Source organism: Phyllobacterium brassicacearum, assembly GCF_003010955.1.
Classification (GTDB): domain Bacteria; phylum Pseudomonadota; class Alphaproteobacteria; order Rhizobiales; family Rhizobiaceae; genus Phyllobacterium; species Phyllobacterium brassicacearum.
Window position 1 is genome coordinate 1 of sequence record NZ_PGGO01000045.1, and the last position, 11031, is coordinate 11031.

Consider the following 11031-nt stretch of genomic DNA (forward strand, 5'->3'; position numbering starts at 1 on the left):
CTCACGAAGATCATTGGAATAGGGTCGCGTCATGGATGCTGGCCTCCAATCCCAGCATCCATGATGAATCACATATCAACTGATTTGGGAATCCCGGTGCGATTCCGACAAGCAATGATCCGCTCTAGGGTCGAATGACAGCCTTGACCTGTTGCGGGCACTCTCAGTTCGCCACCGAGTGTCGACTACGGGTCAGGAACGACGCGTTGAAGCGCCGTCCCCACCTGAGGTCAGAGATCGACCTGCTCGGAAATTGCGCGAGCGTCATCGACTTCGATCCCGAGATAGCGAACGGTGCTTCTAAGCCTGGTATGCCCGAGCAAGAGTTGAACAGCCCGGACGCCAGTCTTCTTGTAGTTCTGCGAAGCCTTAGTTCGCCTCATCGAGAACTTCACATGAGAGGATGCAGTTCCTCTTGAGACATTATGCGACTTTCGAAGCACAGATCGGGAACATACAAACCTGATCATTGAAGCCCCCTGCCCTCCGAAGGCAGAGGTCACAGGTTCGAATCCTGTCGGGTGCGCCACTTTTCTCAATAAAATCAACTAGATACAACCACGTTGAGAGCCGTCTAAAACCTCCCATACTTTAGGTAAGCAGGGGTAAGCATGGCGCGGAAATCGGATAAGCTTTGGGGCGCCCCAAGGGGCACTCCGCAATCTTATTGGATGCGGATCCGGTTCCTTTTAGATATCTGAAGCCCATTAGAGACGATGCCCTCCGGTAAGGGCACCATTCAGGAATTATCGAGGAAATCGTGAAAGCCGTTTACAACACAATATCTTTAGCACTGATGACGGTCTCATGGATTGCCGCGACCATCTCAATATCGTGGTTTGGCTGGTCGCTGGTGATGGCTGCTTGGACGGTTCCATGGGATTCTGTAATCAAAGAAATTAAAGACTGGCAAACGTTGATCACTGGCGGTTTCGCCATACTGGGCGCGTTCCTGTTGTGGATCCAGATTCTGGACCAACGAAAAATTGCGCAGCGCGAATTGGAACGTACCAACATTTCCGCTCGAATAAGATTGCCGCATGCTCTTTCGGAGTTAATCGATTATTGGCAGGCGTGTTTTGAGGCGTGGGAACTGAAAAAGCCAGACTCGCGTCCGTCCGCGCCTTCGTCTGCACTTCAACTCGTAATGGACGCTGGCGTGTCATCTGACACAGGAACATTTGAGAGTTTTAGGAGACTAGTTGTGTTGGCTCAGGCATTCGAGGCACGTCTTTCGAATAGGCGAGGATTTGTGCCAATAAATCAACTCGACCAAATGATAGCAGATCTAGCGACTCTCACATTTCTCACGAACAATCTCTTCGATTATGGTCGTTTCGAATGCGATACGGTACCATTCGTAAAGCCGTCGCGCGACGATTTGGAGAAAGTAATTTCTCGAACCCTAGACGAAACATTTCGGCTAGAAGTAGATCACGTCTTAGCGGGGCGAGTGCAAAAAGCATTGGATGTCCGCTTCCCGAAACCGAGGGATACAAAGGATTAGGCGTTGTCAGATCCTGAGCGCGAACTACCAGGCTTTTCCCGTATTTGCGATTTCTTTGACAACAGCACCCCACCGGGATCGATTCTCCCGGCCTCAGGCTTGCGCTTTCGCACCTTCATGTTCTCATCGACCTTCCGGGCGACGCGTCCCACCTCTTCCTTGTAGAAACCCCCAGCGCCCGAGGGGATATGGGCCGCTCGAACGCCGCCGCCCGCACTTCCGTTCGTCCATGAGTAAACCTTGAGGCGATAGGAGAACACGGACACCCACCGGCTAGGCACGGGGAGCACGGGCGAAATGCTCACGACCCGCGGCAAACCGGCCGCAAGGTCAGCCTCTGTGGCCGGCCTGTAATGCTCAAAGCGCTCCGTTTCGTGGGTTGGAACTCCCGTCCAAAGCCGGAACCATTGGGTTGGCCGGCTAGCCGCCGCCTTGGCGTATTCGGCGCGGATGGCGTCAAGTTCCCGCCTTTCGCGGAAGTACACGTTGGCGCTGCAACTCAAAAACTGAAGCTCGTTGAGGGCTTGAACGTCCGCAGGCTTTCGCACGTCGACCCAATTACCCTGGCGGCCTCTACAAGGTAAGCGCTCGGGTCAAAGCACACGAGCGTAACGCGCGGCGAAAGCGGCATGGTCAGTTGAACGCCAGTCGAGGCAATTCCCGTTGAGTCCGCACCCTGCCGCTGTGCTAGCAGGCGGTTGGTCAACACCGCGGGATCGTCGGACGTAACAAACCCTCGGCTCGTTCTGTTTCGAAGGAGTATGATATCAAGGTCTTGAACTGCCGATTCTGTTTGGAGGAAGGTCTTCATAACTCGCAGAATCATATTACGGTGACTGAGGTTCGGCTTCCCGGTCCGATGTGCTTCCATGCCTCTATGGGCGGCTGTGTCCATCTGCGACATGCCGTCAGTTCGTCGCTTTACGGCCTGTTCGGTACGGGAATATTGTAAATAAACAAACCGACGTAGTGCTATGCCCTCGGCATTCGTGATGTCACCTTCGCCGTCTCCGATCTTTTCGATGATGCGAGCGTACTCGCCCTCAAGAACGGTTAGGTACTTTTCAATCGAGAGGTCTTTCCCGTAAAAGTAGTGGCGCGTTCGGGAAGCCCCGATCGAGCCCGATGTTGTACAAGTTTATCGCCTTTCCTTGGCCAATAAGTGAGAAGGGCTTGAGATGACATCGCGGAACGTAGTGTTGATTCTTATTGGCTGGCATGCAGGAGTATTGCCGCTGGAGCGCTCCTTGTCACCTGTCCGGCTGGGCGTATCCACCGGGCTCAACAACCCGCATATCCGGTCTCCTTGATTGTACCGGCTTAACCAATGCGGTCGGAGATAGTTCCCAAAGGAAGCAACTACCTTGGGCGGAGCCAGTCCTGCCCGCTCATCGTCGTTACCTTCACCGGTCACGCGCAACGGGCGCTTGGAGGCCCGGGAATATCAAGAGGATGCGCAGGGGTGTGGAATGCGGTTCGTGTCCCGACCATATTCATGGTATGATTAATCCCCGGTCATCCATCGTAGCCAGATGAAGTTGAGGAACTAGAATGTGGATCAATCTGGTCGGTGCGCTATTTGTGATTTGCGGGCTGCTCCACATGTTACGGGGAGCCCTTAGCCGTCGATGATTGAGTGATCCTCACGGTGAAACTCTGCCTACCTTGGAACCCCGTCAGCAAGGGCTAGGCTTCCTCGGTTTAGCACGGAATTGGCCAGGGTTGATTATGATGATCGTGGGCGCTGGTTTCCTACTTATGGGCCGAGGCTTCTAACTCAACGCGGATAGCGCTTACAAAGTGTCGTGGACGAGAATCCGGACAATCGCGTAGTGATTTCGCCGGGTTGTTGCCATCGAAGCTATTTGCTGTCTGGTGCGCAAATACGTCCGGAATCCCACGGTATAACCTCTTGCCCATCATCCGGATATTTAACGGTCACAGCGGCCGCGGAAGTCGAGACTACAGTCGCCTGCGCCCATTTATCATGCTCGTCAATATCCGAGCTGGGATCACTACCTTGAAGCACTTTTATAGGATCGCCCCGTTTCAACGAACTGCGTTTGTAAGCGGTGTCTGGGTTTTCCATGGCAATTTCCTCCTGATGCTCTAACTCGCACCAACCAAAGAAGTTGCCGACTGAAGGGCCTACGCCGCTTGCCTTCGCAAAACTGCTTTCGTAGAAATGGCTGCTGAGGATATTATGACTATCGATTGGATCACCACCCTGCAGGAACAAGCGGATTTTGCTACACGGATCGCAGAAGACGTGAAGCAGACCCTTAAATTACCCGATCTTACGGCCACCCAAGCGGCCCGACTCTATCGAGTGGTCGAGGAAGGTGCGCAAACGTTTGATCGGATTGTCGAGGAAATGGAACAACACGACGTGGAAGCCAGCATGACAGAAGCAGCCGATACGATCGCCGATATGTGGACCAATCTCTCAATCGCTACTGCAAACAGGTTACGTGTTTTACAGGGTCTGGAGCCAATCGACTTCCCGTCAGATGAAGGCGGCTCCTGATTAGGTATGCCCCAATCCCTCCGTACTCTTGGCCGATAAAATCAGGCTGATGTTCTTCGACTTGCATTTCGAGCATTTCAGCTTCGGTACGAGGTCATCGCGCATACTACTGTGATCGCGGCCGAGTTTGACGGCCAGGTATTCAAGATCGAGCTTTGCATAGTGTCGGCACTTCGGATTGTTGCAACAGGCCCGCAGCATGTGATCAGTGTCGATCAATGCGCCCAGAGTGCTGAGGGACATCGACATGGCTACATCTGCACCGGTCGCCAGATAATTCGATTGGCGTGGACGCGGTCACGGTCATCCTCGAAAGGCATGACCTCGCAATCAACGACATCGCATTCCCGACAGCGAAATTTCAGGCTCTTGAATGTACGCCCGTGGCCATTGACAGTCGCCAGATCGCTGGCAACGAAGACGCCGACCTTCCCACACTTGCGGCACGTTACCCGAACCAGCATGCCGTGTCGTGCTGCATCTTCCAGAGTTTTCAATGTTCGAGTCATGAGAACAAAATGAGAACATATTCCCATTTAGTCAAGGACGAAGATGCCGCGGCCATGGTGGTTCCCGAGGCATTGTGCAGATCTTGCAGATAGGAATATAGTTCGTATTCGACACACTGATTGGAGTTGCCGTGGGCAAAAAACTAGACAGCAAACTTCAATGCCCAAAGTGCAATACAATTTATCTTACCCTCACCCAAAACGTGACTCTGAGCTCTCTGGTGAATTGCGCCACATGCGGCACCTATCTTGGTACATGGGCTGAGCTCGAATCGGATTTCATCGCTCAAGGCGGAGAAAACGGCGTGTTTGAAATGCGCGAAGGGCAGATCATTCGGAAAGATTGAAGCCGCCTGAGGACTTCAGCAGGGGTCAGCTCCCGCCCCATGTGCTTTCTCGGCTACCAAGGCATCGATTGCTCGCCTCACCTCGAACAGGCCCCACCCGGCCGTGAGCGCTTCCTGGTAAACGTCGAACATGTCCTTGGATGGAACCTGATCCAAAAATCGCTCTCGTAATGCTTCCAGGCATTCTTCTTCCCGGCCGTCATAGAGGTCGCGATATCGTGGAGATGAAATAATACTCATTGACGATCCTCCTCAAAACGAATCACAACGTTGATCAAGGCAGTAGGGTTTCCCAAGGCTACCGCGCTTGACGCCGTTGCGATAACAACGCCGTGCTAACCGACAATCTTTGGTTCCCGCGCTATTTTATACCCATCAAGTTCTTCAGTTCAGAAACTTTGTTCATGCAACCCTGTTCATCGCCGGCATTGGCCATCTTGCCTGCTTCAGCCATCAATTGACCAATCTTCTCAGTCTGGCTCCCGGAGGGCTGGTCGGTGACCTGTTTTTGGTGTGGTGAAATTGCTTCCACAGTGCCCGTTGTTGACCCGGTGACTTCGGTTCCGCTGCCCTGTTGCTTGCCTGACAAGACTTCCTCTTGATGCTTGGTCGCAGGCATACCAGAATTATCGGTCGCCGCTCCCGTCTCGGCGGATACAGTCGCTTGCTTCAGATTGTTCAATTCTTCCTGGCAGTCAGCGACCGCTGGGGCAGCAAAGCAAAGCGTGGCCGCTGCAATCGTGAAAAGTCGAATAAACATTTGAACCTCCTTGATGGACGAACTCTTCTCCACATGTAAAACGATCTCTTGTGCGAGGAGGTTCCTGCGAACTGATTAGCGCCGCAACTTAGCGATTGCTCCGCCGCGATTGCCTGAAACGCACAACGGCTAGACTATCCGAAAGGACTCTAGACTATCCGAAAGGACTAGTGCCGGAACAGGCGCTGCTCGCTACCGTTCTGTCACCATGGGAAAAGACTACAGGCCTTTCAAAATCGTCTCAGTCCTGCGCGATGGCTCGTCAGTAGGCATTACCTCCGCCTATGATGCTGCAGTATTCATGCTTGAGAAGTGGCCCGACGAAGATGGTCCTAAAGTCAGGCTGGCGCGCCAGATCTTATTGAATTGTCTCGCTGGTGAATGTTGCTGTTGCGCGCGTGGCGTTTTGTCGAGGCTTCGAAAGAGGCGGGTATTTTCGTGGAGACGATACCACGGCCGCCCGCGACTGGAAGACCTGATCCGAAATGGGGCAAGCGCAAAACTACTCTGGCAAGGGACTGCAGACCCAAACAGCCGTGGAACGCAAAAGAACCACATGAACAGGAATTGCATTACGATTTCGGAACCCTTTCGACCGACAGCGGTTTTACAATGACGATAAACGCAGGAGGCCGATATGACTTCCGAAGCGCGATTGCCGCCACCATCCTTCTTGCTGGAACTGCTGTCGCGGCTGCCCAGACTGTTGTGGTCACGCCCGAGCAGGAAACTGTAGTCCGCGAAATGTGAGAACCAACCCCGTCGTAGTCCAACGTCCGTCCAACTTTGAACTGGTAATCGGGGCGATCATACCGGACATATTCAAGCCGGGCGCACTTGCCGAAAACACACTGCCGAACAGGTATCAGTACGTCCAAATGGACGGTCGCACCGTGCTGATCGACCCCCAGACCCGCAAGGTCGTGCATATCATCGAAAGATGACCAATCGGCTATACGACCGTTAGGGATGGATCGGTTGCGGAGCTGCTCCGCAACCGGCGATCTCTGCACTCGCTTAAAGCCGTAAACGCAAAAAAGCCCAGCTACCGAATGAACGACGCCGGGCGAAATTTTCTCATCCACATTGGGCATTAACATAGAGAAATACCTTTCCATTGGGCCTTGATGGGGGCTTTCCCGGCAGCCCTGCCGGTCAGGGCGGAATTGGTTCAGGTAACGCGGAATCCGCCACTGACCACGAACGCGACCACAGCCAGGACAATGGCCGTCACGAATATCCACATGATGCGCGAGAGAATGCCGCTGACCGGCATCGTAACGTTAAGCGGGCATTGGTGAAAATGTGGCATCTGGCGGCATGACCAGACATGCCCGTGATCCACTTTATCGACGCCACCGATTTCCTGCAGAGGTGATTGCCCATGCGGTGTGGCTCTATTTCCGTTTCCCCTCAGTCTGCGCATGGTCGAGGATATGCTGGCCGCCCGTGGCGTCATCGTTTCTCACCAGACCGTGAGGCTCTGGGCGGAGAAGTTTGGCCGGCATTTCGCCAATGATATTTGCAAGCGATCAGCTGGCAGGCTCGGTGACAAATGGCACCTCGACGAGGTGGTGATCACGATCGCCGGCAAGAAACATTGGCTCTGGCGCGCCGTCGATCAGGATGGTTTCGTCCTTGACGTCCTGGTCCAGAGCCGCCGTAATGCCAAGGCTGCAAAGCGTTTGATGCGAAAGCTCCTGAAAGGACAAGGCCGTTCGCCTCGCGTGATGATTACCGACAAGCTCCGGTCCTACGGTGCGGCGAAGCGGGAGATCATGCCCGGCGTCGAGCATCGTTCACATAAGGGCCTGAACAATCGGGCGGAAAACTCCCATCAGCCGATCCGAAGACGGGAAAGGATCATGAAGCGCTTCAAGTCGGCGCGACAGCTTCAGCGTTTCGTTTCCATCCACGACCCGATCGCCAACCTCTTCCAAATTCCCCGCCACGACATTTCATCCACCAACCATCGCGAACTGCGAGCAGCAGCCATGGAAACATGGCGCCAAATCGCACGCATTCATGCCGCTTGAACCAAAGCGCCAAACCCACATCTTGACTGCGCAGCGTTAACGTTACGATGCTCTCAAAAGCGCTTGCCACAACACGCCGAATAGAGAACCACATTGCTCGGCATCACCGCCAGGAGGGCCCCGGTCCCTCATCTGTAAATTGCAGATCAGGCATTCAGCCTGCTTTTTGTTTCTCCCTTTCGGAGACACCAGGCGTCAACTTTGCTATAATTATCCTTGGAGAACATTGTCGATGATCTTCATGCGGGACGGTGACGAAGAAATCCTCAGGTCTGCTAGCGGACGCGCATTTGGACCCTTGGCGACGGCTTGGTGAGATCCATGACGGACGAACAGATCCAACGTCGACTTGCCGCTGTAATGGCCGCGGATGTCGTCGGCTACAGCCGCCTCATGGAGAGGGACGAGGCCGGCACGTTGGCCGCGCTCATGGTCCGTCGCAAACAGGTGTTGCTGCCGTTGGTGGACAAGCAACATGGCCGGGTCTTCAAGGTGATTGGCGACGGCGTGATGGTGGAGTTCGCCAGCGCTGTCAACGCGTTGCAATGCGCCATCGATCTGCAGCACGAAATGGAAACTGCCAATGCCGCTTTGTCCGAGGACCTTCATATAGTGCTGCGCATCGGCATTAATTTAGGGGATGTGATGGTCGAGGGGAGCGATCTTTATGGCGAAGGTGTCAACATCGCCGCGCGCCTGGAGGCCACAGCCGAGCCAGGCGGCATCCTCATTTCGGGAACGACTTATGACCATGTCCGTAACAAGATTGCTGTCGGGTTTGAGGATCTTGGTGCCCGGCCCATGAAAAACATCGTCGAGCCGGTTCGCGTCTATCGTGTTTTCAGCACACCCCGTGTTGTGGTTGCCGCATCCAAGCCCATACCCGGTAGACCCACTATTGCCGTTTTGCCATTTACGAATATGAGCAGTGATCCCGAGCAGGAATTCTTCGCCGACGGTCTGGCAGAGGACCTGATCACAGACCTGTCGAAGGTGCCTGGTCTCTTTGTAATCGCTAGGCATTCCTCGTTCGCCTACAAACAAAGGTCGATCGACGTCTGCGCCGTCGCCAGGGATCTGGGGGTGCGCTATGTGCTCGAAGGAAGCGTGCGACGGGCGGCGACCCGCGTGCGGATCAATGCCCAGCTCATCGATGCGACGGATCACAGTCACCTTTGGGCCGATCGTTTTGACCGCGATCTGGCGGATATTTTCCAGTTGCAGGACGAGGTCGTCGGCAAGATCGTAAGTGCGCTGTCGGGTGTGCTCCCAGTCGCCGTAACTTCTGGTACGCGCAGGGCGGCAAGTCTGGACGCTTACGATCTCTTCGTACGTGGGCGAGTTCTGGTGACCCAGTCTCCCGAAAGCAACAGAGCAGCTCCCCCGCTTCTTGAAGAGGCCATTCAGCTTGATCCCGGTTTCGCCGATGCTCACGCCTGGCTCGCAATGAGCCACCATTTTGCGTGGGCATATTGGCTGGATGCCGCGGAGAACCATCCTTTTCTAGCTCTAACGGCAGCCCGACGCGCCGTAGCGCTTGATCCGGAAAATGCCGTAGGCCATGCCGTTCTCGGCGACGTGCTGATTTATGACGGCAAGCCTGAGGAAGGCGCGGCCGAACTCGCTATGACGCTTCGTATCAATCCCAATCATGCCGATGCCTGGGCGTTCCAGGGACAACTGAAGGCGTTCGAAGGAAACGCGATCGAAGGTATTCGGGATTTGCGCAACGCCCTTTGCCTCAATCCGCATCCGCCGGGATGGTACTACTGGCTTCTCGGGCTCGCTCAATATGCCGCGGGTCGATACGCAGATGCCGTCGAAACGCTCCGCCATGAGGCAACACACAAGCTTGGCTCGCAACGCATCCTGGCTGCAAGTCTGGCGCGGCTGGGACATATGGATGAGGCCAGGGCGGAAGCAGAGCAGTTCCTCGCCTCAAATCCGGATTTCTCGATAAATCACTGGGCAAACACGCAACCGTTCCGGCACGAGGCAGATCGGCAGCATTTCGTCGACGGCTATGCACAGGCCGGGCTGCCACGGTAGGCGGATGCCCAGTGGTCTATCCGAGCAAATATGGAGACTTGCCTTGCTGATCATTCGCCCCGCCAGGTCTGACGATGCAGATGCCATTTGGAACGTAATCGGCCCCGTATTGCGGGCAGGTGAAACCTATGCGCTACCACGTGACTGGAGTCGTTCCGAGGCGCTTTCATACTGGTTTTCCAAGGATCACGAGGTGTTCGTCGCAGAAGACGAGGGGTTGGTGACGGGAACCTATTTTATCCACGCGAACCATCGGGGTGGTGGTGCCCATGTCGCCAACTGCGGCTATATGACAGCGCCGGACTCGGTCGGCAAAGGTGTTGCGACGGCGATGTGCCAGCACTCGATGGCGTTCGCGGCAACACGAGGCTTCCGCGCCATGCAATTTAACTGTGTCGTCAGCTCGAACGAACGCGCGGTCAGGCTTTGGAGTCGCCTTGGGTTCAACGTTGTCGGAACAATTCCACAAGCATTCGAACATCCGGATCTAGGATTCGTCGACGCGCTGATAATGCACCGGGCACTCTGACCGTCTCGCCAAACGCATCGCAACCCGCGCTCACGAGTCTCGCCGGTGAAGTACTCGTGAGGATTACGGCGATGCACACTGACCGCTTTAGGTTGCCCGATCTAGCCCAAGTCTCGGAGTTGAGGGCATGGCACCAACCGTCATCATGGTGGGCCTCCGCTTGCCGATGCGTTCCTGCCATGAAAGTTCCCACTTCCTGGACTGGATCGATGGCGAGACGACTGCCACGGCAACGAATGAACACAGCCAGAGCTTACAGACGGTTTTACCAAACCTCGTTGCATACAATGCGCGAATTTCCTGCGAGATAATGGGCAGTTTTTGCGTTTTGAATCTGTTCAATTTTATGAAGCGATTCCGATCAAGGTCGTCTCTCCAGTAAACAACATCACTCCAGAACTCAGCACGGCTAGTAACACGCCGGTACAAAACGACCACTAATATGAGAGAACTGGGTGCAAAGCAGATAGATGCGAGCATATAAAGTCCGTTGGCCAAATCACTCGTCTCCATTTGCGAATGTCCCATGATAGCTTAGCGGGAATCCGCTCGCCTACATTTGCGAAAGAAATCAATCGTAAGCCAATCGCTGGGGACCGCAATTGTCGAAAAGGCAGTTGGGCCTGAAGGCAGTAAGATTTACTAGACTATCTCTCCGGTAGCCATAATTCGAGGCGGTAGGTGGCGAACCCAGCGGGTTTAGGATTATACTTGCCCCGCCGAACTGGTGCGAAACACCCAAACAGAGATATGGACGTGAACGTCGC

Annotated in this window: 15 protein-coding genes and 2 pseudogenes; 8 read left to right on the top strand and 9 right to left on the bottom strand. The window is 54.7% G+C overall.

Annotated features, from left to right (window positions below; genetic code table 11):
• Positions 1-230: 230 nt before the first annotated feature.
• Positions 231-386, bottom strand: a pseudogene (locus tag CU102_RS30045) (tyrosine-type recombinase/integrase); the annotation flags it as partial.
• Between the two features lie 374 nt (positions 387-760).
• Between CU102_RS30045 and CU102_RS27760 the strand changes: the two are divergent.
• A complete protein-coding gene (locus tag CU102_RS27760) occupies positions 761-1507 on the top strand; it encodes a hypothetical protein (protein WP_106714276.1) in 747 nt (248 codons plus the stop codon).
• Here CU102_RS27760 and CU102_RS27765 read toward each other — a convergent pair.
• The 3 genes from CU102_RS27765 to CU102_RS29560 all read right to left on the bottom strand — a co-directional run bounded on the left by CU102_RS27765 (position 1504) and on the right by CU102_RS29560 (position 3596).
• Positions 1504-2055 (bottom strand): hypothetical protein, encoded by a 552-nt coding sequence (locus CU102_RS27765; RefSeq protein ID WP_133624801.1) that lies wholly within the window; start codon positions 2053-2055, stop codon positions 1504-1506. The two genes, CU102_RS27760 and CU102_RS27765, sit on opposite strands and share 4 nt — an antisense overlap.
• Positions 2007-2624, bottom strand: coding sequence for a DUF4238 domain-containing protein (locus CU102_RS31220; RefSeq protein ID WP_106714278.1), 618 nt, complete (start codon positions 2622-2624; stop codon positions 2007-2009). The genes CU102_RS27765 and CU102_RS31220 overlap by 49 nt, the downstream gene beginning before the upstream one ends.
• 744 nt (positions 2625-3368) lie before the next feature.
• On the bottom strand, positions 3369-3596 hold the full coding sequence (locus CU102_RS29560) for a hypothetical protein (RefSeq protein WP_133624799.1): 228 nt from the start codon (positions 3594-3596) through the stop codon (positions 3369-3371).
• Positions 3597-3710: 114 nt separating this feature from the next.
• Between CU102_RS29560 and CU102_RS27780 the strand changes: the two genes are divergently transcribed.
• Positions 3711-4034: a hypothetical protein gene (locus tag CU102_RS27780; protein ID WP_106714286.1), complete on the top strand. Its 324-nt coding sequence runs from the start codon at positions 3711-3713 to the stop codon at positions 4032-4034.
• Here the strand turns inward: CU102_RS27780 and CU102_RS27785 are convergent, their stop codons facing one another.
• Together CU102_RS27785 and CU102_RS27790 are read right to left on the bottom strand one after the other, a co-directional pair.
• Positions 4035-4283 carry a hypothetical protein gene (locus CU102_RS27785; RefSeq protein ID WP_106714279.1) on the bottom strand — a complete coding sequence of 83 codons (249 nt, stop codon included), beginning with the start codon at positions 4281-4283 and terminating at the stop codon, positions 4035-4037.
• Between the two features lie 2 nt (positions 4284-4285).
• On the bottom strand, positions 4286-4531 hold the full coding sequence (locus CU102_RS27790) for a hypothetical protein (RefSeq protein WP_133624797.1): 246 nt from the start codon (positions 4529-4531) through the stop codon (positions 4286-4288).
• Positions 4532-4674: 143 nt separating this feature from the next.
• On the opposite strand from CU102_RS27790, the gene CU102_RS29565 reads away from it, so the two are divergent.
• Positions 4675-4890: a hypothetical protein gene (locus tag CU102_RS29565; RefSeq protein WP_133624795.1), complete on the top strand. Its 216-nt coding sequence runs from the start codon at positions 4675-4677 to the stop codon at positions 4888-4890.
• Between the two features lie 15 nt (positions 4891-4905).
• On the opposite strand, the gene CU102_RS27795 is transcribed toward CU102_RS29565, so the two are convergent.
• Both CU102_RS27795 and CU102_RS27800 read right to left on the bottom strand, forming a co-directional pair.
• The gene (locus CU102_RS27795; RefSeq protein WP_106714281.1) at positions 4906-5130 is read right to left on the bottom strand and encodes a hypothetical protein; all 225 of its coding nucleotides are present in this window, start codon (positions 5128-5130) and stop codon (positions 4906-4908) included.
• A 121-nt stretch (positions 5131-5251) separates the two neighbouring features.
• Positions 5252-5650, bottom strand: coding sequence for a hypothetical protein (locus CU102_RS27800; RefSeq protein ID WP_106714282.1), 399 nt, complete (start codon positions 5648-5650; stop codon positions 5252-5254).
• Positions 5651-5858: 208 nt separating this feature from the next.
• On the opposite strand from CU102_RS27800, the gene CU102_RS31225 reads away from it, so the two are divergent.
• Both CU102_RS31225 and CU102_RS30725 read left to right on the top strand, forming a co-directional pair.
• On the top strand, positions 5859-6266 hold the full coding sequence (locus CU102_RS31225; protein WP_106714283.1) for a DUF982 domain-containing protein: 408 nt from the start codon (positions 5859-5861) through the stop codon (positions 6264-6266).
• Positions 6267-6396: 130 nt separating this feature from the next.
• Complete coding sequence (locus CU102_RS30725; RefSeq protein WP_245425622.1) at positions 6397-6594, top strand: DUF1236 domain-containing protein; 198 nt, start codon at positions 6397-6399, stop codon at positions 6592-6594.
• Between the two features lie 227 nt (positions 6595-6821).
• On the opposite strand, the gene CU102_RS30050 is transcribed toward CU102_RS30725, so the two are convergent.
• Positions 6822-6962, bottom strand: coding sequence for a hypothetical protein (locus tag CU102_RS30050; protein WP_166648619.1), 141 nt, complete (start codon positions 6960-6962; stop codon positions 6822-6824).
• Positions 6963-6970: 8 nt separating this feature from the next.
• Between CU102_RS30050 and CU102_RS27815 the strand changes: the two are divergent.
• The 3 genes and pseudogenes from CU102_RS27815 (at position 6971) to CU102_RS27825 (ending at position 10264) form a co-directional block, all read left to right on the top strand.
• A pseudogene (locus tag CU102_RS27815) lies at positions 6971-7686 on the top strand (IS6 family transposase).
• 321 nt (positions 7687-8007) lie between these two features.
• Positions 8008-9735 (top strand): adenylate/guanylate cyclase domain-containing protein, encoded by a 1728-nt coding sequence (locus tag CU102_RS27820; protein ID WP_106714284.1) that lies wholly within the window; start codon positions 8008-8010, stop codon positions 9733-9735.
• Between the two features lie 46 nt (positions 9736-9781).
• A complete protein-coding gene (locus CU102_RS27825; protein WP_106714287.1) occupies positions 9782-10264 on the top strand; it encodes a GNAT family N-acetyltransferase in 483 nt (160 codons plus the stop codon).
• Positions 10265-11031 lie beyond the last annotated feature (767 nt).